The organism is Kribbella pratensis, assembly GCF_004366075.1.
In the GTDB taxonomy this organism is placed as follows: domain Bacteria; phylum Actinomycetota; class Actinomycetes; order Propionibacteriales; family Kribbellaceae; genus Kribbella; species Kribbella pratensis.
On the sequence record NZ_SODU01000001.1, the window covers coordinates 2,495,367 to 2,516,585 of the forward strand.

General features: G+C 67.8%; 26 protein-coding genes. 8 read left to right on the forward strand and 18 right to left on the reverse strand.

The window, feature by feature from the left end; translation table 11 throughout:
• Nucleotides 1-139: 139 nt before the first annotated feature.
• Both EV137_RS11955 and EV137_RS11960 read left to right on the forward strand, forming a co-directional pair.
• Nucleotides 140-1,117, forward strand: coding sequence for an aldo/keto reductase (locus tag EV137_RS11955; protein WP_134128529.1), 978 nt, complete (start codon nucleotides 140-142; stop codon nucleotides 1,115-1,117).
• Between the two features lie 60 nt (nucleotides 1,118-1,177).
• Nucleotides 1,178-1,681, forward strand: coding sequence for a BON domain-containing protein (locus tag EV137_RS11960; protein WP_134001081.1), 504 nt, complete (start codon nucleotides 1,178-1,180; stop codon nucleotides 1,679-1,681).
• 10 nt (nucleotides 1,682-1,691) lie between these two features.
• On the opposite strand, the gene EV137_RS11965 is transcribed toward EV137_RS11960, so the two are convergent.
• Together EV137_RS11965 and EV137_RS11970 are read right to left on the reverse strand one after the other, a co-directional pair.
• Nucleotides 1,692-2,255, reverse strand: a complete 564-nt coding sequence (locus EV137_RS11965; RefSeq protein ID WP_134128531.1) for a hypothetical protein — start codon at nucleotides 2,253-2,255, stop codon at nucleotides 1,692-1,694.
• A 102-nt stretch (nucleotides 2,256-2,357) separates the two neighbouring features.
• Nucleotides 2,358-3,380: a LacI family DNA-binding transcriptional regulator gene (locus tag EV137_RS11970; RefSeq protein WP_166679838.1), complete on the reverse strand. Its 1,023-nt coding sequence runs from the start codon at nucleotides 3,378-3,380 to the stop codon at nucleotides 2,358-2,360.
• A 31-nt stretch (nucleotides 3,381-3,411) separates the two neighbouring features.
• Between EV137_RS11970 and EV137_RS11975 the strand changes: the two genes are divergently transcribed.
• Nucleotides 3,412-4,923 (forward strand): alpha-N-arabinofuranosidase, encoded by a 1,512-nt coding sequence (locus EV137_RS11975; RefSeq protein ID WP_134128535.1) that lies wholly within the window; start codon nucleotides 3,412-3,414, stop codon nucleotides 4,921-4,923.
• Here the strand turns inward: EV137_RS11975 and EV137_RS11980 are convergent.
• From EV137_RS11980 to EV137_RS12000, 5 genes are all read right to left on the reverse strand, one after another.
• Nucleotides 4,907-5,722, reverse strand: coding sequence for a MerR family transcriptional regulator (locus EV137_RS11980; protein ID WP_134128536.1), 816 nt, complete (start codon nucleotides 5,720-5,722; stop codon nucleotides 4,907-4,909). The two genes, EV137_RS11975 and EV137_RS11980, sit on opposite strands and share 17 nt — an antisense overlap.
• A 117-nt stretch (nucleotides 5,723-5,839) precedes the next feature.
• Nucleotides 5,840-6,103 (reverse strand): hypothetical protein, encoded by a 264-nt coding sequence (locus tag EV137_RS11985; RefSeq protein ID WP_238175241.1) that lies wholly within the window; start codon nucleotides 6,101-6,103, stop codon nucleotides 5,840-5,842.
• A gap of 260 nt (nucleotides 6,104-6,363) precedes the next feature.
• The gene (locus EV137_RS11990) at nucleotides 6,364-7,368 is read right to left on the reverse strand and encodes a zinc-dependent alcohol dehydrogenase family protein (RefSeq protein WP_238175242.1); all 1,005 of its coding nucleotides are present in this window, start codon (nucleotides 7,366-7,368) and stop codon (nucleotides 6,364-6,366) included.
• Nucleotides 7,369-7,375: 7 nt separating this feature from the next.
• Nucleotides 7,376-8,236, reverse strand: a complete 861-nt coding sequence (locus EV137_RS11995) for an ABC transporter permease (RefSeq protein WP_238175243.1) — start codon at nucleotides 8,234-8,236, stop codon at nucleotides 7,376-7,378.
• The gene (locus EV137_RS12000; protein WP_134128540.1) at nucleotides 8,233-9,099 is read right to left on the reverse strand and encodes an ABC transporter ATP-binding protein; all 867 of its coding nucleotides are present in this window, start codon (nucleotides 9,097-9,099) and stop codon (nucleotides 8,233-8,235) included. The genes EV137_RS11995 and EV137_RS12000 overlap by 4 nt, the downstream gene beginning before the upstream one ends.
• Nucleotides 9,100-9,260: 161 nt before the next feature.
• On the opposite strand from EV137_RS12000, the gene EV137_RS41760 reads away from it, so the two are divergent.
• Nucleotides 9,261-10,106 carry a GbsR/MarR family transcriptional regulator gene (locus tag EV137_RS41760; protein ID WP_166679839.1) on the forward strand — a complete coding sequence of 282 codons (846 nt, stop codon included), beginning with the start codon at nucleotides 9,261-9,263 and terminating at the stop codon, nucleotides 10,104-10,106.
• Here the strand turns inward: EV137_RS41760 and EV137_RS12010 are convergent.
• Both EV137_RS12010 and EV137_RS12015 read right to left on the reverse strand, forming a co-directional pair.
• A complete protein-coding gene (locus EV137_RS12010) occupies nucleotides 10,050-11,156 on the reverse strand; it encodes an NAD(P)/FAD-dependent oxidoreductase (protein ID WP_134128544.1) in 1,107 nt (368 codons plus the stop codon). The genes EV137_RS41760 and EV137_RS12010 overlap by 57 nt on opposite strands.
• A gap of 68 nt (nucleotides 11,157-11,224) precedes the next feature.
• The gene (locus tag EV137_RS12015) at nucleotides 11,225-11,992 is read right to left on the reverse strand and encodes a hypothetical protein (RefSeq protein ID WP_238175244.1); all 768 of its coding nucleotides are present in this window, start codon (nucleotides 11,990-11,992) and stop codon (nucleotides 11,225-11,227) included.
• Nucleotides 11,993-12,181: 189 nt separating this feature from the next.
• Here EV137_RS12015 and EV137_RS12020 point away from each other — a divergent pair, with 189 nt between their 5' ends.
• Nucleotides 12,182-12,541, forward strand: a complete 360-nt coding sequence (locus tag EV137_RS12020) for a nuclear transport factor 2 family protein (RefSeq protein ID WP_134128546.1) — start codon at nucleotides 12,182-12,184, stop codon at nucleotides 12,539-12,541.
• On the opposite strand, the gene EV137_RS12025 is transcribed toward EV137_RS12020, so the two are convergent.
• Complete coding sequence (locus tag EV137_RS12025; RefSeq protein ID WP_134001099.1) at nucleotides 12,538-13,359, reverse strand: SigB/SigF/SigG family RNA polymerase sigma factor; 822 nt, start codon at nucleotides 13,357-13,359, stop codon at nucleotides 12,538-12,540. The two genes, EV137_RS12020 and EV137_RS12025, sit on opposite strands and share 4 nt — an antisense overlap.
• A 283-nt stretch (nucleotides 13,360-13,642) precedes the next feature.
• Between EV137_RS12025 and EV137_RS12030 the strand changes: the two genes are divergently transcribed.
• Nucleotides 13,643-13,876 (forward strand): DUF397 domain-containing protein, encoded by a 234-nt coding sequence (locus EV137_RS12030; RefSeq protein ID WP_131293596.1) that lies wholly within the window; start codon nucleotides 13,643-13,645, stop codon nucleotides 13,874-13,876.
• Nucleotides 13,877-14,104: 228 nt separating this feature from the next.
• On the opposite strand, the gene EV137_RS12035 is transcribed toward EV137_RS12030, so the two are convergent.
• Together EV137_RS12035 and EV137_RS12040 are read right to left on the reverse strand one after the other, a co-directional pair.
• A complete protein-coding gene (locus EV137_RS12035; protein ID WP_238151293.1) occupies nucleotides 14,105-14,323 on the reverse strand; it encodes a hypothetical protein in 219 nt (72 codons plus the stop codon).
• Nucleotides 14,320-14,514, reverse strand: coding sequence for a hypothetical protein (locus tag EV137_RS12040; protein WP_130381785.1), 195 nt, complete (start codon nucleotides 14,512-14,514; stop codon nucleotides 14,320-14,322). The genes EV137_RS12035 and EV137_RS12040 overlap by 4 nt, the downstream gene beginning before the upstream one ends.
• Before the next feature lie 446 nt (nucleotides 14,515-14,960).
• Between EV137_RS12040 and EV137_RS12045 the strand changes: the two genes are divergently transcribed.
• Nucleotides 14,961-15,833 (forward strand): Sco1979 family transcriptional regulator, encoded by an 873-nt coding sequence (locus tag EV137_RS12045; RefSeq protein ID WP_134001101.1) that lies wholly within the window; start codon nucleotides 14,961-14,963, stop codon nucleotides 15,831-15,833.
• A gap of 88 nt (nucleotides 15,834-15,921) precedes the next feature.
• Here the strand turns inward: EV137_RS12045 and EV137_RS12050 are convergent, their stop codons facing one another.
• The 3 genes from EV137_RS12050 to EV137_RS12060 form a co-directional block, all read right to left on the reverse strand.
• A complete protein-coding gene (locus EV137_RS12050; protein ID WP_134128548.1) occupies nucleotides 15,922-16,305 on the reverse strand; it encodes a hypothetical protein in 384 nt (127 codons plus the stop codon).
• Between the two features lie 138 nt (nucleotides 16,306-16,443).
• On the reverse strand, nucleotides 16,444-17,301 hold the full coding sequence (locus EV137_RS12055; protein ID WP_134128549.1) for a helix-turn-helix domain-containing protein: 858 nt from the start codon (nucleotides 17,299-17,301) through the stop codon (nucleotides 16,444-16,446).
• A 228-nt stretch (nucleotides 17,302-17,529) separates the two neighbouring features.
• The gene (locus EV137_RS12060) at nucleotides 17,530-18,156 is read right to left on the reverse strand and encodes a DUF2461 domain-containing protein (protein WP_134128550.1); all 627 of its coding nucleotides are present in this window, start codon (nucleotides 18,154-18,156) and stop codon (nucleotides 17,530-17,532) included.
• Nucleotides 18,157-18,197: 41 nt separating this feature from the next.
• Here EV137_RS12060 and EV137_RS12065 point away from each other — a divergent pair, with 41 nt between their 5' ends.
• Nucleotides 18,198-19,145, forward strand: coding sequence for a quinone oxidoreductase family protein (locus EV137_RS12065; protein WP_134001110.1), 948 nt, complete (start codon nucleotides 18,198-18,200; stop codon nucleotides 19,143-19,145).
• On the opposite strand, the gene EV137_RS12070 is transcribed toward EV137_RS12065, so the two are convergent.
• The 3 genes from EV137_RS12070 to EV137_RS12080 all read right to left on the reverse strand — a co-directional run bounded on the left by EV137_RS12070 (nucleotide 19,135) and on the right by EV137_RS12080 (nucleotide 21,158).
• Complete coding sequence (locus EV137_RS12070; RefSeq protein WP_134128551.1) at nucleotides 19,135-20,256, reverse strand: epoxide hydrolase family protein; 1,122 nt, start codon at nucleotides 20,254-20,256, stop codon at nucleotides 19,135-19,137. The genes EV137_RS12065 and EV137_RS12070 overlap by 11 nt on opposite strands.
• Before the next feature lie 100 nt (nucleotides 20,257-20,356).
• Nucleotides 20,357-20,659: a hypothetical protein gene (locus EV137_RS12075; protein ID WP_134128553.1), complete on the reverse strand. Its 303-nt coding sequence runs from the start codon at nucleotides 20,657-20,659 to the stop codon at nucleotides 20,357-20,359.
• A 211-nt stretch (nucleotides 20,660-20,870) separates the two neighbouring features.
• Nucleotides 20,871-21,158, reverse strand: a complete 288-nt coding sequence (locus tag EV137_RS12080) for a DUF1905 domain-containing protein (RefSeq protein WP_133787881.1) — start codon at nucleotides 21,156-21,158, stop codon at nucleotides 20,871-20,873.
• Nucleotides 21,159-21,219: the final 61 nt, after the last annotated feature.

Genomic DNA, 21,219 nt, shown 5'->3' on the forward strand with positions numbered 1-21,219 from the left:
CGGAGCAGAATTGTTAGGAAGGTTACCTAACAGCTAATGGTAGGTAAAGGCCTCAGTTTTGTTATATGCGTGGTATGCATCAACTCTGCACAAAAGATTCATTGGACGGATCACTAGCGAGGCTGGTTGGCTCAAGGGCATGGATATGCGCACGTTGGGAAGAGCAGGTATCGAGGTCAGCCCGGTCGGATTCGGGTGCTGGGCGATCGGCGGCCCGTTCAGCAACCCGGCCGGCGAACCGCTGGGCTGGGGCGTGGTCGACGACGAGGAATCGGTGCGGGCGATCCGCCGGGCGGTCGAGCTCGGCGTGACCTTCTTCGACACCGCGGACGTGTACGGCGCCGGCCACAGCGAACGCGTACTGGGCCGGGCGCTCGCCGGGATCCGCGACCAGGTGGTGATCGCCACCAAGTGGGGCAACACCTTCGACGAGTCGACCCGGATCATGCACCACCAGGACGCGACCCCGGAGTACGTCCACAAGGCCGTACGGGCGTCGCTCGAGCGGCTCGGGACCGACTACCTGGATCTCTATCAGCTGCACTTCGACACCACCGACGAGATCGCGTTGCCGCTGCGCGAGGCCTGCGAGGAACTGGTCCGCGAGGGGCTGATCCGCAGCTACGCGTGGAGCACCGACACCGTGCACAGCGCGGAACTCTTCGCGCAGGGCGAGCACTGCACAGCGGTTCAGCACGAGGCGAGCGTTCTGCACGACGCGCCTGAGTTCTTCGCGCTGTGCGAGCGCGAGAACCTGGCGAGCATCAACCGGACCCCGCTCGGCATGGGCATCCTCGGCCGCCGGGACGCGAACAAGCCGGCGACCGGCGCGGACATCCGCACCATGCCGCCGGCCTGGCTGCGGTACTTCGACGAGGGCGGCGTACCGGCACCGGAATGGTGGGAGAAGGTGTCCGCGATCCGCGACGTACTGCAGAGCGATGGGCGGACCCTCGCGCAGGGCGCCCTGGGCTGGCTGTGGGCGCGGAGCCCGCGGACCGTGCCGATCCCTGGTTTCAGGACTGTCGCGCAGGCCGAGGAGAACGCGCGCGCGATGGAGTTCGGCCCCCTGACGGACGATCAGCTGAAGCAGATCGCGACGCTGCTGGCCGCGTGAATCGCCTCCGGCCGAATGGGTACTCCGGGGAGTAAGCGAACCTCGAGAGGATGACGGCCGATGCGAGTGAAACACGGCAGGCCCATGATCACCGGCGCGGCCCTGACCATCGTCGGAGTCGGCGCCGGGATGCTCGCCGAGTACCTGCTCGACCCGGACCAGGGTCGAGCACGGCGCGCGCGGATGCGCGACAAGTCGTCCCGCTCGCGACGCCGGATGGCCAGTGGACTGAGTGGGATGTCCCAGGACGCCGCCAACCACGGCCGGGGACTGGTGATGGGAATGCGGTACCGCGTCACCGGCCGGTCGGCGGACGACGCCGTACTGCACGATCGGGTGCGCGCCGAGCTGGGGCGGCACGTCAGCCATCCGCATGCGCTCCAGGTGCGGGTCGACGGCGGCATCGTGACGCTCACCGGTGACGTGCTCGCCGCCGAGGAGAAGGCGGCGCGGCGAGCCGTCAAGCGGATCCCGGGTGTGAAGGGCGTCCACGAGCAGTGGAACGTGCACGAGGAGCCGGGCGACGTACCGACCCTGCAGGGCACCGCACGCTCGAAGAGCTAGCGGGTATCGCCTACTGCCACTGCGCGGTTTCACGGTCGAGGTCGGGGATCGGCCCGAGAATCGTCCACCCCGGCTCCAGCGCCCGGGTGCTCCGGAACCCGCGGTCGTCCGCGAACTCCTCCACGTCCGTGCCGTCGGGAGCGTGCATGATCGTGTAGCGCGGCGGGTCTTCCCCGTAGAAGCAGAAGAACGTGCGGTCCTGGTTCTTCGCCTGATGCACGATCCTGTCGGCGCTCGGAAGAGCCAGGTACGTCGCCTGATCGCCCGGGGTCGTCCGCTTGCAGACCTCAGCTCGTCCGGGGTCGCGCACGCAGATCCACGCATGGGTCCACACGATCCGCTCGGCCTGCGGGTGGGCGGCCACCAACTCTCCCATTCGCGCCTCGGCCTTGCTGAACCGCGTGTGATCGAACGCCGTCTCCAGTTTGTCGAACCGCCGGTGGTCGAACCCGCTGCCGAAATAGGCCTCCAACGACCAGAAGACGGCGACCCGGAAGGCCAGGAAGAGCGCCGCCACAACGACCAGCGTGACGAGCACGATCCGGACCGGTGAGCGCCGCCGGGTGGTCGTCATCGGGAGAGTTCCTCGTTGTGCGCCCACGCGACTTTGGTACCACAGCCCTTGTGCCACCGACTGTTTATCGATATACCTGCTGCCGTGCGACGACAGCAGACATCAGGCGAGCGGTTTGGTCGTGCCGCGGAGAACCAGCTGCGCGGGGACGACGAGTTCCTGCGGGTCGCCGCCCGGGCTGCCGAGCTGCGCCGTCATCAAGGCGGTGATCGCGTCGGCCATCTCCTCGTGCCCGGGGTTGACCGTGGACAGCGACGGCACCAGGTACGCCGCCTCGTCGATGTCGTCGAACCCGACCACCTGTACGTCGTCGGGCACGCGAACCCCGGCGTCGGCGAGCCCGCGCAACGCGCCCATCGCCAGTACGTCGGTCAGCGCGAACACGGCGTCGAACGCGATCCCGCGATCGCGCAGCACCTGGATCCCGTCGTACCCGTCCTGCAGGCCGAACGAGGAGCGCACGTTCAGCTCCGGGTCGACCGGTACGCCGGCTTCGGTGTGCGCGAGCGCGTAGCCCTCCGCCCGGAGCGCGGGCATGGTCGCGGAGCCGCCCGGATCGCCGCCGAGCATCGCGACCCGGCGCGCACCGGCGGCGAGCAGGTGCGCGGTGGCCTGGCGGGCGCCGTCGACGTTGTCCATCATCACGTGGTCGAAGCGCGACGGCTGCGCCCGCTCCCCGATCATCACCACCGGCGCGTCGGTGCGGAGCTGGCTCAGCTCGGCCGGGTCGATGTCGACCACACTGAGGATCAACCCGTCGTACATCCGCAGCCGCGAGAACGCGACCGCGTCCAGTTCGCCCTCGCGGCTGGCGCCGGTGCGTTCGGTGACGATCCGCAGGCCGTGCGCCTCGAACCGGTCGGCGAGGCGGGCGGCGAGCTGGCCGAAGTAGGGGCGCTCCAGCTCGGGCACGGCGAGACCGACCACGCCGGTGCGACCCGCGCGCAGGTGCCGGGCGGCCAGGTTCACCTGGTACCCGAGCTCACCGATCGCCGCCAGCACCCGGTCGCGGGTCTCCGGACCGACCCGCGGCCGGCCGTTGATCACGTTCGACACCGTCATCGTCGACACCCCGGCGAACCGGGCGACGTCGGCCATCGTCACGACACTCGATGGCTTCCCCATGCGGACCACTGTAAAGACACAGGAGGGCTCAATGCCTGAAGCACGCGTCGCGATCGATCTCGACGTACCGGGACCGACGATCAGCCGGCACCTGTACGGCCACTTCGCCGAGCACCTCGGGCGGTGCATCTACGGCGGTTTCTACGTCGGCGAGGACTCACCGATCCCGAACGAAGGCGGGATCCGGCTGGACGTGGTCGAGGCGCTGCGGGCGCTGGACATCCCGAACCTGCGCTGGCCCGGCGGCTGTTTCGCGGACGAGTACCACTGGAAGGACGGCATCGGGCCGAAGGCGGACCGGCCGTCGATGGTGAACACGCACTGGGGCAACGTCGAGGAGAACAACCACTTCGGCACCCACGAGTTCATGGCGTTGTGCGAGCTGCTGGGCGCCGCGCCGTACGTGAACGGGAACGTGGGCAGCGGGACCGTGCGGGAGATGAGCGAGTGGGTCGAGTACCTGACCCGCGACGGCGACAGCCCGATGGTGCGGCAGCGCAAGGCCAACGGGCGCGACGAGCCGTGGAAGATCCCGTTCTGGGGCATCGGCAACGAGGCCTGGGGTTGTGGCGGGAACCTGCGGGCCGAGGCGTACGCCGACCTGGCGAGGCAGTACGCCACGTTCCTCAAGGACCACGGCGACAACAAGCTGTACCGGATCGCGGCAGGCGCCTCGGACGACGACCTCAACTGGACCGAGGCGTTGCTGAAGTCGATCAGCTGCCTGGGCTGCGGGCGCGACCCGAAGAACATCTACCAGGCGATCTCGTTCCACTACTACACGGTCGCGGGGACCTGGGAGAACAAGGGCAGCGCGACCGAGTTCAGCGTGGACGACTACTACCGGACGTTGTCGAAGGCACAGGACATCGAGCGGGTCATCCGTGCGCACTCGGCGCTCATGGACGCCTACGACCCGGAGCGCAAGATCGGTCTCGTGCTGGACGAGTGGGGCACGTGGTGGGATGTGGAGCCGGGCACGAACCCCGGGTTCCTGTACCAGCAGAACGCGATGCGGGACGCGCTGGTCGCGAGCCTGCACTTCGACGTGTTCCACCGGCACGCGGAGCGGCTCGTGATGGCGAACATCGCGCAGACGGTCAACGTACTGCAGGCGATGCTGCTCACGGACGACGAGGGCGGGCTCGTCCGTACGCCGACGTACCACGTCTTCGAGATGAACAAGGGGCATCACGACGCGCAGTCCCTGCCTGTGCACGTGATCGAACCGACGACCTATGATCTCGACGGCAAGGCGATGGACCTGGTGTCGGCGTCCGCCTCGGTGAAGAACGGGCAGGCACTGGTGTCGGTCAGCAACCTCGATCCGGCCGCGGCGCTGGACGTCGTACTGGATCTCCGCGGCGGATCGCCCAGCGAGGCTTCCGGACGGTTGCTGACGGCATCGAAACCGCAGGCGTACAACACGGTCGCGGATCCGGATGCGGTGGCTCCGGTCCCGCTGAAGCTGGAACCGGAGCCGCGCGGGCTGCGGGTGACGCTCCCGCCGCATTCGTTTGCGACTGTCAGTTTGGTTTTGTGATCGCGATCTGGAACTCGTGCACCCAGTTCGCCGGGTTCTCCATGTCGAACTGGAGCGTGACCTCCCGGGCATACCCCTGGCTGCGGTAGCCGTTGTCCTCGATCCACCGGGCCAGCGTCTGCATGCTGCGGTCGGCCTCCATCATGTCGCCCTGGTGGACGATGGTGGCGGCGTCGAGCCCGGGGAGCTCGGTGATGTCGACGTCCGCCGTCGTACCTGTTTCGACGGGTACGGCGGCGTGGACGCGGATCGTCTCGTTCTCGGCGTCCTCGTAGTACGCGACCGGCGAACCGCACGGGTTCACACCGGCCGCGCCGAGACGTTCGAAGAGCTGGCCGAACAGGGGCTGGAGCACCGGGCCGATGTCGGCACCGTCGTAGCTCGGTGAGATCGCGGACAGTTCGGCGACCCGGGTCGGGGCGATGTGTTTCAGGACGACGTCGTCGGTGGGCATGTGACCTTCCCTCTCGATGAGTCGGAGCCTCGCCTCGACGCTCGTCAGCCGGGCCGCGCTGCGGGCCAACTCGTCCTCGAGCTGGGCCTGCCGCAGTCGCAGCATGCCGCGCAGTTCCTCGGCCGACAGCTTGGCGTCGACGATCTCGCCGACCTGCTGCAGGGTGAACCCGAGATCCTTGAGCGCGACGATCCGGTTCAGCCGGCTGAACTGGTCGGCCGAGTAGAACCGGTAGCCGGTTGCCGCGTCGACGACGGCCGGGCGGAGCAGCCCGAGCGCGTCGTAGTGCCGCAGCATCCGCGCCGACACCTGCCCGAACGCCGCGAAGTCTCCGATGGTGAACATCCACCCACCTTCCGGCTTGACACAGTGTCAAGGTCAAGCCGCAACAACACTACTTTGAGCCCCCACCAACCACTTCGGGCCGCGCAGAACGGTTGATGGGTGCCCAAGGTGGGGTGTTCAGGGAGAGACGCGGGTACGGCGGTCGCGGACTGCGGCGACGGTGAGGGCGGTGACGACGAGGGCGACTCCGCCGGCGCCGAAGCCGGTGACCAGGATGCCGCGGCTGCTCAGCCGGGCGTCGCACTGCATCGGCGTGATCCCCTTGTCGGGCTGGAAGACCGAGCCGCAGCCGTCCCCGCCGGCATGGACCGGCCGGACGGCGAGCACCACCCCGACGATCAGCAGGACTGCACCCACCGCGCCGAGGACCTTGCTCAGCACCGGCCGTCCGCTCGGGTCTGGGGGCATGCGTCAGCCAGGACCGACCATTGTTGGCGGGTCAGAGCCCACATACGCACCCTCAGCTCCCTGGCAGCTCGGTCAGATTTGATCAAATCTAACGCAGCTAGCAGTCAGCGCTGAAGTTGGGAACCGCCCGGTGCTGGAATCTTCACCCACTTCTAACGCTCCGGTTCACCCCTTCCAACGCCGCCCGGGCCGCATCGGTTCAGCCACTTCTACCGCTGCTCGGGCGGTATCGGTCAGTTGTCGAGGACCGCGACGAGGGACCCGCTCGCGCGGCCGTGCGCGACGTCGGAGAGCGCGCGGTCGACCGCGTCGAACGGGACGATCGTCGTGTGCGCGGCAACCGGAAGCCGGGCGACCAGGCGGAACAACTCCTCACCGTCGCGGCGGGTGTTGGAGGTGACGCTGCGGAGATCGCGCTCGTGGAAGAGGTGCCGTTCGTAGTTCTGCACCGGTACGTCGGACAGGTAGATACCCGCGACCGCCACAGTTCCACCGGGCTTGAGCGATTCGAGCGCGGCCAGGACCACGTCGCCGGCCGGAGCGAACACGATCGCCGAGTCCAGCGGCACCGGCGGCCGCTCCCCGACGAACGCAGCACCCAACTCACGGGCGAGGGCCTGGTTTCGCTCGCCACGAGTCACCACGAACAGTTCGGCGCCCTGAGCCAGAGCAAGCTGCGCGGTGAGGTGGGCGCTCGACCCGAAGCCGTAGATACCGAGCCGGCCACCGGGCGGCAGGTTCGCGCGGAGCAGGGAGCGGTAGCCGATGATCCCGGCACACAGCCACGGCGCGAGCTCCGCCGCCGGACGATCCGCCGGCAACGCGTAGGCGTAGTCCTCCGGCACCACGGCGTACTCCGCGAATCCGCCGTCGGCGTCCCAGCCCGTGTACGTCGAGCGCGGGCAGAGGTTCTCCGATCCTTGCCGGCAGAAGTCGCACACGCCGCAGGTGCCGCGCAGCCAAGCGATCCCGACACGGTCCCCGATCGCGAACCGCCCGGCCGCCGTACCGCGATCGACCACCTGCCCAACGGCCTGGTGCCCCGGGACGACCCCCGGGCGCTTCGGTGCCAGGTCACCCTCGGTCAGATGCAGGTCGGTCCGGCAGACCCCGCACGCCGCAACCTGCACGAGTACTTCGCCGGCGCCGGGTTCTGGCACGGTACGACGTACGCGCTGCAGCGGACCCCTGTCGACGGGTCCTGGTTGACCGACTGCCCACGCCTGCATCTGCTCCATGGCTCCATCATGCGACTCGTTGGAGAGCGCGTTCGCGACGCTCGGCAACCTTGGAGCCGGACTCCCGGCGAGCCATTCGCCGCAGTACGACGGGTGCGAGCAGCAATCCGGCGACGGCCCACACACCGAGGACTGCTGCCGTCTCCAGGTGGCGCCAGGACTCGCCGACCTCGACCACGACCGCTTCGCCGGGGAGAAGCGCGGACCGCATGCCGAGGCCCATCCAATAGACAGGCGTGAGCTGGCCGATCCACTCGAGCCATCCGGGCAACGCGGTGATCGGGTAGAAGATGCCGGAGACCGCGATCAGCGCGAGCATCGGCAACTGGATCAGGCCTTGGGAACGCGCGGTGGTGAAGACCGAGCCGAGGATCGCGCCGATCGGCAACGTCGCGACCAGGCCGAGCAGCAGCACCCAGACCAGCGTGAACCAGTGCGCGGATCCGAGCGCGAGTCCTTCGACGAGAAACAGCCCCGGGATCAGGAGAATCGCGAGATCTGCCAGCAGCCCACCCGCGACCGACACGACTTTGCCGATGAGGTAGCTGACCATGCCGTTCGGCATCGCCTTGGCGCGCAGCAGCGTGCCGTCCTCGCGATCGGCGGTGAGCTGCTGGCTCATGCTGACCATGCCCATCGCGGCGTTCATCCCGAGAATGCTCGGCAGGGCGAGTGCGCCGAGCAGGAGGCCGGTGGAGCCGAAGTCGCGATGCCGGAGGAAGAAGAGCGCAGCCAGCATCAGCACGGGCCAGAGGAAGTGGCTGAAGAGTTCGGGACCGTTGGTGAAGGACTGCCGCAACTCGATCAGCCCACGCCGCCAGCCGGTCTTCACGCTCGCCGCCGACTCCATGCCTGCTCCCGTTCTCATGCCGGCTCTCGTTCTGATACTTGGTCCCGGACCAGGGTGAGGTAGGTGTCTTCGAGCGACGCCCGGCGTACCTCGAGTTCGCGGACCGCGTCGCCGTACGTCGCGAAGAGCTCGCGGACGAACGCTGTGGAGTCCGCGGTCGCCTTCCGGAACGGTTGCCCGTCGACGGACCAGCGCACCTCGTCCTCCCCCGCGATCAGCTCGGTGAGCTGCGCCGTACTGCCGGCGGCGATGATGCGGCCCGCGGCGAGGACGAGGATGCGATGCGCGAGCTTGCTCGCCTCGTCGAGGTCGTGGGTGGTCAGCAGGATCGTCGTACCCTGCTCGGCCGCGAGCCCGCGCACCAGCTCGTGGAACTCCGACCGCGCCTCGGGATCGAACCCGGTCGTGGGCTCGTCCAGGAACAGTACGTCGGGGCGGCCAACGATCCCGATCGCGACATCGAGCCGCCGGCGCTGGCCACCGGAGAGGGTCTTGATCTTCTGCCCGGCACACGGAGTGAGGCCGACGGCGTCGAGAAGCTCGCCGGCCGGCCAGGCGCGTCGGTACGGCGTGTAGTACGAGCCCAGGTGATGGAGGAGCTCTCCGACGCGCCAGTTGCCATGGTCGCGCCAGGACTGCAGCACGATGCCGATCCGCGACCGCCAACGCTCGTCACCCGCGGCCGGGTCCACCCCGAGCACCTCGACGTGGCCGGCCGACCGGAGCCGGAAGCCTTCGAGGATCTCGATCGTCGTACTCTTCCCGGCGCCGTTCGGACCTAGCAGTGCTAGCACTTCGCCGGGGCGCGCGTCGAACGTCACGTCATGCAGGACCTCGCGATCGCCGTACCGCATCCGCAGGCCGTCCACTGTCAGAACCATGCCGTGGAACCTACGTTGCGTTCATCGAATCGGCAATCGTCAGCCTGGGTCCCGAGCTCGTGAAACCCCGTAAAACATGGCATTCTGTGCAATGGGATTGCGAGAGAACGCAATTCGTTGCAATGACCTGACGGTGAATGCGCGGATGTTGGAGGTCGCCGATGCCCGGAGGCAGGCTGAGTCACCAGGACCGGCTCGACATCGCGGCCGGCCTGGCGGACGGGCTCGGGTACGCCGAGATCGCGCGGCAACTGGAGCGGCCGACGTCGACGATCAGCCGGGAGGTCGCACGCAACGGCGGCGCAGGCGGGTACCGCGCCGACCACGCTCACTACGCAACCGCCTCCCGCGCCCGCCGACGCCGCCCCGCGCCCACGGAGGCGCGTGGAGATTCGCAGGCGATCGAGCCGCGGCGGGCGTACGTCGAGCGGTTCGCCACGATGATGGTCGACGGCGGGCTGCCGCGGATGGCCTCGCGGGTGCTAGCACTGCTCTATACGTCCGACTCCCGCACGCTGACGGCTGCCGATCTCGTCCGAGCGCTGCGGGTCAGCCCGGCGTCGATCTCGAAGGCGATCGGCTATCTCGAGCGGGTCGGGATGGTGCACCGCGAGCCCGACCCAGTACGCCGGCTGCAGCACTATGTGATCGCCGAGGACGTGTGGCTCAAGGCGTGGGAGGTGAGCGCGCGCACCAACCACAACTGGGCGGCGACCGCAGCCGAGGGCGTCGAGCTCGTCGGGCGCGATACCCCCGCAGGCGAGCGACTCACACAGATGGCGGAGTTCTTCGAGCGGCTCAGTGAAGACATGTCCGGCGGCGCGGGCTTCCAGGACTGCCTAGCAGTGCTAGCAGTTCTGTGGGAACCGGACCGCGCTGCGGAGCTCGCCGCCCGGCTCGGTTGGCCGGTCGAACGCGTCACCGATGCAGCCGACTACGCGATCAAGGCTTCAGCGCAAGAGAGTGCGGAGGAGGCGCCGCGTCAGGCCGCCGTCCGCGAGGCCTAGCTCGACGAGGTCGTCGAACACCTGCTGATCGGCAGCGGCCGCGCGAATGCCGCCATCGAGGATCCGGTCCGATCGGCTCAACTGGGCGACGAGCGCGGTGTCGCGAAGATGCCTGGCAAGCAAGCGGGTCGTGCGGCGGCGGTACGGCGTACCGGCGTCCGAGGTCCCCGCCCGCAGCGCGTCGGCGATCGCCCGGCCCGCCAACAGACCGGTCGCGACCGCGTAGTAGATACCTTCGCCGGTCATCGGGTTGATCAGACCGGCCGCGTCCCCGGCAAGCAGCACCGGCCCGCTGCGCGGCCGCCACGACCAGCCGGCGAGCGGCAGGTGATGACCCCACCACGACTCCCCGCCTTCGGTTGCCCCCGGAAGCAGCGCCTCGAGATGGTTCAGCAGCTCGGTCCGCGTCGGGCGGGTGCCGGCCAGCAATTCGCCGTACCCGACATTCGACCACCCGTCGCCACGGTCGAAGGACCACGCGTACGACGGTTGCCGACCAGGCCCGTACGCGATCACCTGACTCGCCGCGCGTGCAGCCGGAGTGGGCGCGTAGCCACGGATCGCCAGCGCGACCGGACCAGGTCTGAGACCGAGTTCCCGCCGTACGACGGAATGCGCACCGTCGGCACCGACCACGAAGCGCGCGTCCAGGTCCTCGTCCACGATGACGGATCGGTTCCGGATCTCGAGGCCGCGGACCCGTCGGCGGACGAACTGCGCGCCGGCCGTCCGCGCGGCCTCGACCAGGCGTTGGTCGAAGACCGTCCGCGGGACCACCCAGGTCGGCCGGGACATCTGCCGGTCCACGCCGACGTCACCGCGGTTGAGCACGAACCGCCGTACCGGCGTCCAGTCGTCGAGGATCCCCGTGACGCCGACGCCGGCCAGCAGATCGAGTACGTGCGGTGCGATCCCGTCACCACACGCCTTGTCCCGCGGGAACTCGTGCCGATCGAGCAACAACACCGACAGACTCGGATCCGCCGCCAACGCACCAATCGCAGCCGCCGCTCCCGCCGGCCCAGCTCCAACAACAATCACATCCCACACACGCGCCTCCCCGGCCACAGTCTTGCAGCTCCAGCTAGCGTCCGCGCGGTGCGGTGCTTCGCCCGGGGTCAGGTGCCGGGGCGGCGGCCGGGTTTGTTGGGGCGGCGGGTTGTCGTACGGCGGGGGCGTGGCGTGTGAGGAGTGACCGGGCCCGAGGGAGTGACCGGGCGGGCCTCGTCGAGGTCGACGACCTTCGGGGGTGGTGGGACGAAGACCGGGATGGTCTCCACCTCATCGACGGCGGGCGGGGCAGGTGGCGGCGGCGCGGCCGGTGGGGCGGGCTTGGCGCGGGCCGCCGACTCCTTGCTCGCTCGGGGCTGGACCTTCGCGACCGCGGGAGCGGCGAGCGGGTTGCGAGGCGGCCGGCGGTGTGGAAGGCGGGTGCTCAGCTCGATGCCGAGCGCATCGATCAGTTTGCGGCAGGCAACGATCGAGACGGCGACCGCGAGCACCGTGCAGGCGGCGAACAGTACCGACTGGCCACCGGACGACCAGTTCGACGGATCGGTGCGGACCATCGCGGCGATCATCGCGACGACGATCGCGTTGGTGATGCCGAGGGCAACGGCCAGGCCGACCGTCCGGAGCAGTACGCCGCGCTCGAGCCCGACGTCGTCGGCTGCCGCGACCAGCCCGGCGATCAATCCGGCGAGAACGGGCACTGTATAGACAAGCGCGAGCGTGAGTCCCGGGCTCGCGACGAGATAGAAGATGTCGAACACCACCGCGGTGCCGGTCAGCGCGGCGGCGAAGCACACCACCATCGGCGGATACGCGCGCAGTACCGCGACCGCGTCCGCGGGCACGGTCTTGAACATCCGCAAGGCCAACAGCAACGACTCATCCCCTCGTCCTCCCCCCATTGTGCAGTCCCGCCACCACCCTCAGTGAGATGCCCCGGCAGCGAGTCGCGGATCGCCGAGCCATCTCAATCAAGTCGCCACCGAGGCACGCACGCTCAGCGCGACGCCAGTCGGCTGATTGTGATGGCCTGGCGGTCCACGTGGGCGTCGTAAGGTCGGTCCGTGGACGACGAGGTACGGGTTGCGGTCGAGGCGGAGTTGCGGTTGTTGCTACCGGAGGTGCGAGGGTCGGCCGAGGTCGACGTACTGCTGGATCCGGAGTTCGTCGAGGTCGGCGCATCCGGCCGGCTGTGGGACCGGGCGGCGATCGTTGCCGCGTTGGCGTCCGGGGAGATCACCGACGCGGACCCGATCGAGGCGACCGAGGTCGCCGGCGTTCGGCTGGCCGACGACCTCGTACATGTCACCTACGTGTCCCGACGTACAGGCGGTACGCCGGTCCGCCGCAGTTCGATCTGGCGACGGACCGACGGCACCTGGCGCCTGTACTACCACCAGGGCACTCCTACAGCTGACGACTAGGCCGCTGTCTGGACCGGGGCCAGCTTTTCGCGGAGGTCGGTGAGGATCCGGCGGAGGACCCGCGAGACCTGCATCTGGCTGACGCCGATGTCCTCGCCGATCTCCGACTGGGTCCAGCCTTCGACGAAGCGCAGTTGCAGGATGCGGCGGTCCCGGTCGCCGAGGTCGGCCAGTACCGGCTCCAGCATCTCGACCGTCTCCAGCTGATCGATGCTCGCATCGTCGTCATCGGCAACGACATCCGCGAGCGTGAGCTCCGCGTCGGCCTCGGCGGGCCGGTCGAGCGACAGCACGTTGAAGCAGCCGCGCGCAGCGAGCGCCTGCTCGACCTCGGTCACCTCGACCTCGAGGTGGTCGGCCAGTTCGGCCGGTGTCGGTTCGCGGTTCAGCTGCTGCTCCAGCTCCGGCAGCTTGCTCGCGATCGTGCCCTGCATCTCTTGGAGCCGGCGCGGGATCCGGACCGTCCAGGCGCAGTCGCGGAAGTACCGCTTCACCTCGCCGCGGATGGTCGGGATCGCGAACCCGATGAACGGGGTGTCCGCCTCCAGCCGGTAGTGATGGGCTGCTTTCACCAGCCCTAGATAAGCGACCTGCTCCAAGTCGTCGGCCTCGGCGCCCCGCCCGCGGAAGCGGCGCGCGATGCCCTTGGCCATTTCCAGGTTGAGTTCGACGACCTGTTCGAGAAGTTCTTGCCGCTCGTCTTCGGAGGTGCTCGCGGCCCGGCGTTCCATCAGTTCCCGGGTGGCTGCTTCACGGGCGGCCCGATCGGTCGGGGCGCCGCTGCGGGTGGAATCCCGCTCGATGGTGCTCGTAACCATTGGTATGACCTCGCGACTGTCTCGTCACGGCGTGGCACTTCGCTGAACCACGGTCATGCCTACAAGAGGAGTCGTACCCCACATTCTCGGAACTCATGCATGCCGATGCTGAAGCCGTCGAAACGGTCACCGATCGCGACCGAAATCGATGAGCCAACGCTCGTTTGACCACGTAAAGATCACAGGACGTAAGGAAGCGGACACACGAGCCAAAAGTGTGTACGATGCAGATGCAAGCCCAAATGCACGTGCATATGCCAAGGACGTACGGAAGGTGCAGCTGATGACTGCGATCTACAACGGCATGCCCGGCGACTCGAACAGCGAGCTGATCTGGCGCAAGAGCCAGCGCAGCGGCCCTCAAGGCAACTGCGTCGAGGTAGCGAAGCTTCCGGACGGCGGTGTGGCGGTGCGCAACTCGCGCTTCACCGACGGTCCGGCATTGGTGTTCACGAAGGCAGAGATCGAGGCATTCCTCGGTGGCGTTCAGGACGGCGAGTTCGGCTACCTGATCTGAGCAAGAACCAGTAACACAGGGCAACTCAGAAGCGAGGGCCCCTTCGCCAGGCGAGTGACGAAGGGGCCCTTTCCTGTGCCCTGAGAACATCGGTACGACGACCCGGCGGACGACATCGAACGACGGCCGGCCGACGCCGTACCGCGCGATCACTCGACGTACGAAAAGCGCCAGGACCGACCCTCCGAAGAGAGTCGGCCCTGGCGTTGCCCGAGGGGCGGGTTCGGTCTACTGGACGGTGAGCGGCCAGAGCTGCTCGCTCGGCAGCTCGGAAGCCTTCCCCGTCGCCGCATTGTCAACGGTGATTCGCAATCCGGTGAACTTCGGCGTCATCACGCGCTGATACCGCGACGCGCGGTCCGGCTCGGCGACGTACTCGGCGATCAGGTGGTCGCCCAGCCAGATCCGCACCATCTTCCGTCCTCCTGTTGCTCTGTCGGTGGTCATGGGGCCAGGCTCACGATCGGGTCGCCGTCGAGTTGGCGGACGCCGCGCAACCAGCCCTCGAAGGCCCAGCGCTGTTGCTCGGGGCAACGCGCGACCAGGTCCTGGATCTCCCGCTCCGTCAGCTCCTCGGGCGCACGTCCGCCTGCCATCGCGGCGGTCTGCTCCACAACCTCACTGTCGTCGTCGTTCATCGACTCGGGTTCCCCAACCAGTCATGCCAACGGGGGGCCGTCGGCGGTCTGTAGGACCGGCCTGCCGGATCACGCGATGTCACTTTTCGCGAGAGCCAGCTCACCTTCTGTGCATGAATCAATCATGGCGTCGGCACGCGGCGAATGCAAGCGCCCGATGCACGTGCATCCGCACGTTTTCCATTTCGAGACCAGATCGGGCCACTTTCCGCCTGATTGAGCCTGGATCGACCGCCGGCGAACGGTGTTCGACGCCCATCGGGCGGACTAGTATGTGCTGACAAAGAAGCCAGACCCTGATCGGCTAGGCTTACGCTCCGTGATCGTCGATGCGGATTCGACGCTCTTTTGTAAGAACTCCGGCAGATCAGCGCTCGGGCATGCGATGATGTGCCCCTGCGGATGAGGTTGCCGATGAAGACCGCTGGGGCCGCTGGGAGGTGGGTGTGACCGAGTCGGGCGCGCAGAGCGGGCCGACCGCGCTGCGCATCATTCTCGGCGGGCATCTTCGCCGGATGCGGGTGGCAGCAGGGATCAGCAGATCCGACGCGGGGTGGGAGATCCGGTCGTCGGAGTCCAAGGTCAGCCGGATGGAACTCGGCCGCGTCGGCCTCAAGGAGCGCGACGTCCGTGACCTTCTTACTCTGTACGGCGTCGACGACGAGGAAGAGCGCGAACGCCTCCTCGCTCTGACCCGCGAGGCAAACAACCCCGGATGGTGGCACCGGTACGGCGACGTACTCCCGAGCTGGTTCCATTCTTATCTGGACCTCGAGGCCGCGGCGCAGCTGATCCGTGTCTACGAACTGCAGTTCGTACCCGGCCTGCTGCAGACCCCCGACTACATCCGCGCCGTGATCCAGTTGGGCCGCGGGCTGATTCCGGCTGAGGAGGTCGAACGGCGGGTCGCGCTGCGAACCAGCCGGCAGAGCATCCTGACCCGTCCGGAGCCTGTCCGGATCTGGGCGGTCGTCGACGAGGCGGTGCTCCGTCGGCCGATCGGTGGCGTCAAGGCGATGATCGCGCAGCTCGACCACCTGCTCGAGGCGTCGCAGTACCCGAACGTCACGCTGCAGGTGATGCCGTTCAACGTCGGCGGCCACGCAGCCACCGGCGGCGCCTACAGTATTTTGCGTTTCCCGGAGCAGGACCTCCCGGACATGGTCTACATCGAGCACCTCAGCAGCGCCCTGTACCTGGACAAACTCGAGGACCTCGACCAGTACACGGCCACCATGGAAGCCCTCTGCGTCGCAGCCCCACCCCCCAACAAAACCCGCGACATCCTCACAAACATCAAGAAGGACTTCGAGAGCTGACCCCCAGCTGGCCCTGGTCAACTGGTGCGGGCGCTGTGGAGAGCGGGACGAGCACGGGCGACAGGGTCCAGCATGCCCGCCCCGCTGATCATGGGGTGCGGCTGATGAAGACGATGGGATGGCCGGTCAGCTCTTCGAGCAGTTGCTGCCACTCCCGCGGCCCGCCGAGCGGGATCAGGTGCCCGCGGTGCGGTAGAGCGACGGCAGCGCCACCGATTTCGAGCAACACCGCATCGATGAGCGTCTGCATCGCCTGGCCGGAGCTGTCCTCTTCGACGAAGAGCGGACCAAGTTGGTACCCGCGCTCGATGGCCTCCGCGTAGGCGGCCTCCTGCAGCTCGGCGAGGTCGCGCAGTGTGCGGGTGAGGCGCTCGTGCGCATAGCAGAACAGGGTGCGTTGCACTGCCGGTTCGGCCCCGCCCCCGTGGTCGAAGCCGGGCCGGCGCGCCGGGTTCACCTCTGTGGTTGCCACGCAACGACCGTACGGACAGCGCGCGGTGGCGCACCATACGAATCTGAGCGCTCGGCAGGTCCCTTTCGGAGCGCGTTTCAGCTCGGCGCGGTACCGGCGTACAGCTTGAACGCGAGGTTGTGGATAACGGTGCCGCGCTTATTGAGCGATCAGCGTGGCGATGAACGCACTGGTGTCGCGTGGGCTGAGGGCACCGGCACGCAAGTGATCGAACACCATGCTGTAGCGATCGATCTCGGCTTCCGTTTCCAGGAAGATGTCGCCGGCGAGGCTCTCCACATAGACGACGTCCGGCGCCACGGGTCCGAAGTTGAGCCGGACGAATGCGCCGGTCATGCCCGGATGCGCGCCCCGATCGAAGGGGAGCACCTGGAGCGTGATGTTCGGTCGCTCGCTGACCTCCAGCAGCCGTCCGAGCTGCGCGCGCATGACAGCAGGGCCGCCTACCTCTCGGCGCAATGCCGCCTCATCAACTACAGCCCAGAACTCCAGCGGCTCTCGTTCCTCCCGCTTCCGGCCCAGAACTACCTGGCGCTCCATTCTGGTCTCCACGTTCCGCTCGATCTCCTCGGCCGCCATCGGCAGGCCGTCGCGGACCGCGGCTCGGGCGTACTCCTCTGTCTGGAGGAGGCCAGGGATGTACAGCGACTCGTAGTTGTGTGCGATCTTCGCTTCCGACTCGAAACTGATGTAGGCGGCGTAGCCCTGAGGTATCACGTCCGTGAACTGGCGAAGCCAGCCTGGATGCTTCGCGCCCCTGGTCAGTTCGATCAGTTCGGTACGCCGTGCTTCAGGCACGCCGTACAGGTCGAAGAGGGTCTCGAGGGTGCCGGTGTGCGGCTTGGCCTGGCCCTTCTCGATGCGCCAGAGGGTGCCCTGGTTGACGCCGGTGCGTTCCTGGACCAGCTCGCGGGTCAGGCCCGCCTCCGAGCGCAGGGTTCGAAGCTCGGCCGCGAAGGTACGCAGTCTGACTAGAACGACCGATCCACTACCCATGAATCGCAGATCGACAGCATTACGTGTACCTAGATTCGTATGGTACAAGAGCCATTACGCTCCGTACGGTCGTGTCATGGCCTCGGCATGTGGGCGCTGGCCATCACACGCCACGAACGATCCGGCCTGCGCGGATGCCGCGAACTCGCGAAGGGGCAGCGACACCGACGATGGTGGACGCGGCTGTAGGAACGCCTCAACGACACCTTCCGCCGCAGACAGCACCTGTTAGGTGTTGTCTGTCAGCCACTGGATGAGGGGTTGGGTGGCTCGCCAGTCTTTTCGGACTTGGGGGGCCAGGTCCGGGGTGTGGATTACGGGTTCGAAGCCGTAGTTCTTGCTGACGGTGAGGGATTTGTGGCGGAGTAGGTCGATGCGCGGGTGGTCGGGGTCGTAGCCTCGCGGGCTGGTTTTGAGTTTGTCGCCACCTACGGTCCAGCCGGCCTTCACCAGCTTGGCGAGGAGCTTCTCGAGCTGTTTGCCGCGGCGGTCGTCGTCGATGGCGGTGCGGACGCGGGCCAGACGCTCGGACGAGGCCTCGTAGAAACCGGCCGCGACCCGTACGCCGGGTGCAGAGACCTGCACGTACCACCCGGTGGCAGGGGCGACGTCGATGAAGGCGCCCTGGTGGGTCTTGTACGGCGTCTTGTCCTTGGCGAACCGCACATCGCGGTACGGGCGGAACAGTTTCGCCGTACCGAACTCCTCCTCGAGCTCTGCCAGCAGCGCGGCCATCGGCGCCCGGACCGACTCCTCGTAGACGTGCTTGTGCTCCGTCCAGAAGGTCTTGGTGTTGTCCATTTCGAGATCGTCGTAGAAGTCCAGCGCCGCAGCCGGAAAACCGGTAAAACTCATGGGGTCACGATAGTTCGCCCGGCAGATCGGACAGACACCCCATGCGCGCGATCCAGGTCACCCGGTTCGGCGGCCCCGAGGTCCTCGTACCGACCGAGCTCGAACCACCGGTCGCGGGCCCCGGCCAGTTGCTCGTCGAGGTCGGCGCGGCCGGAGTGAACTTCGCCGACACCCATCGCACCGACGGCTCGTACCGCGGCGGCGTCACGCTCCCGTTCGTCCCCGGCGTCGAGATCGTCGGCCGTACCGGGACCGGTCGCCGCGTCCTCTCCCCCATCCTCGAGACGGGCGGAGGGTACGCCGAGTATGCCGTGGCGCCGGCGTCCCGCGCGGTCGACGTACCGGAGGAGGTCAGCGACGGGCAGGCGCTCGCGCTGCTCATCCAAGGACTGACGGCCTGGCACGTACTGAGGAACAGCACCCGGCTGCGCGCGGGCGAGACCGTGCTGGTGAACGCGGCTGCCGGCGGTGTCGGATCGATCGCGGTGCAACTCGCCAAGCACTTCGGGGCCGGCCTGGTCATCGCGACGGCGTCGACCGCGGCGAAGCGGGACCTGGCACTGGAGCTCGGCGCGGATGTTGCTGTGGACAACAATGCGGACGGCTACGCGGACCGGATCCGGGAGGTGACCGACGGTGTGGACGTCGTACTGGACTCGACGGGCGGCCCGACGATGCTGGCCGGACTGGAAACACTCAACGGCTTCGGCCGCCTGGTCAACTACGGCAACGCCGGCCGGGAGGGCCGGCCCAGCATCGACCCGAGTGCGCTTGCCCAACGCAACCTTTCGGTGGCCGGCTTCTGGCTGGTGCCCGCGATGGACGAGCCTGGCGGGTACGTCGAACCGCTGACCGAGCTGCTCGCCCTCACTGCCGCCGGCAAACTCCGCCCGCTGGTCGGCGCCGAGTACCCGCTGGAGGACGCCCGCCGTTCACACGAGGATCTGCTAGCCCGCCGGACTACCGGCAAACTCATACTCAAGCCGTGAGAGCCGCAAAGAAGGCACGGATGTCGGCGGCCAGCACCTCGGGCTGTTCAAGTGCGGCGAAGTGACCGCCGTGCGGGTGGCTGGTCCAGCGGACGATGTTGTCGGTGTGGGCGACCTTGTGCCGTAGCGGGATGAAGTTCTCGTGCGCCAGATCAAGGAGCGCCGTGGGCGTCCGCGACGGCTCGGCCGGCTGGCCCCAGTACGACGCGTGCGCGCGCTCGTAGTAGATCGCGCCGGACGATCCGCCGGTCCTCGTCAGCCAGTAGAGCATGACATTGGTGAGGAGCAGGTCCCGGTCGACAGGCGAATCCGACCAGGTCGCGAACTTCTCCGCGATCCACGCCAGCTGCCCGACCGGCGAGTCGGTCAGCGCGTAGGCCAGCGTCTGCGGGCGGGTCGACTGCAGATCGGCGTACCCCTGCTGCTCCGTCGCGAACTCTCGCTGCCGGTGCCACGACGCCCAGGTCCGTTCGCGCTCCTCTGCATCCAGGGGCGCGAGTTCCTCGAAGGTCGGTTCGGAGGTCGCACCCGCGCCGGGGATGAGGTTGAGATGTACGCCGATCACGCGCTCGGGATCGATCCGCCCGACTTCACGGGAGATCGCCGAACCCCAGTCGCCGCCCTGCACGCCGTACCGCTGGTATCCGAGCCGCGTGACCAGCTCGGTCCACGCCCGCGCGACGCGCTTGAACTCCCACCCGGGCTCGGTGGTCGGGCCGGACAGGGTGAAGCCCGGGATGGTCGGGAGAATCAGGTGGAAGTCGCTCAGCAACTCGACGACGAAGGTGAACTCGACGATCGAGCCCGGCCAGCCGTGCGTGAGGACGAGTGGGATCGCGTCCGGCGACGACGAGCGGAGGTGGGCGAAGTGGACGACCGCCCCGTCGATGACCGTTGTGTACTGCGGCCACGCGTTCAGCCGCGCCTCGGCAGCCCGCCAGTCGTAACCGTTCCGCCAATAGCCGACCAGTTCCCGCAGGTAGTCCAGCGGTACGCCGCGGGACCAACCGGCCCCTGGCATCTCCGAGGGCCAACGCACCAGGTCCAACCGCCGGCGCAGGTCGTCCAGCTCACTCTCGGGCACATCCAGCCGAAACGGTTCGATCGTCACCTAGGTCCTGTCTGGTAGTCCAGCGCCGTAGCGAGTGCCCCGCAGTAGGCGATGGACTACCAGACAGGACCTTACGCACTCTGACATAGATGGTGGCCGGTCAGGCGGTGATTTTCTCCTGGGCGCGGTCGCGGATCACCTTGACCGCGACGGCGGCGATCAGGCACAGCACGCCGGCGCTCATCACGACGGTGGTCAGCGTGCTGGCGCCGTTCAGTGCGTTGTCGCAGGCCATCGGCGTGATCCCGGCCGCCGGCCGGAACGCGGAACCGCAGTCGGTCCCACTCGCCGAGACCGACCGGAACCCGAGCAGCGCGCCGCCGGCCAGCAGCACCAGCCCGGCCGCGCCGAGAATCCTGTTCAGCGAGATCACGGTCAGACCGGATCCGCTGGATACGGGCATGCCGATCGCACGCCCCGTGAGCCCCGTTGCACTTCGATCACTCCTGACGTCGTCGGACCACCCAGGGATCGACGGTACGGTCCGGCCCGCGATGATCCCCACCCGAGCAGCCGGTCAGGATCGATTCTTCACAGAGACCTTACTCAGAACATGACCGGCTGTGACGGTGATCTCAGATCAAATGACGGTGCAATTCAGAAGGAAGGCACTCTCAACCGAGACGTTCCTCCAGATACACAGTGATCTCGTCCCCCGGCTGCTTGCCGAGCAGCGTCCGCAGCTCGCCCTTGACGGGCAGTTTGTGGGTCCCGTCACCGAGCGCCATGAACGAGCTCTCGAACGGGTGGCCGTCCATCGTGCCGCGCACCTTGACCAGTCCGCGCGTCCCGAAGTAGGCCGCCGAGTCCGGCATCTGCACGTAGGTCCAGCCGCCCTTGGCGTCGCTCTTCAGCAGCGGCGCGGTGAAGGTCTTGTCCAGCTTTCCGGTCTTCTTGCTCACGGTGAGCTCCTCTCTACACACCTAGGTAGAGACTGCGAACGGCGTTTCGACATCTCCTGCC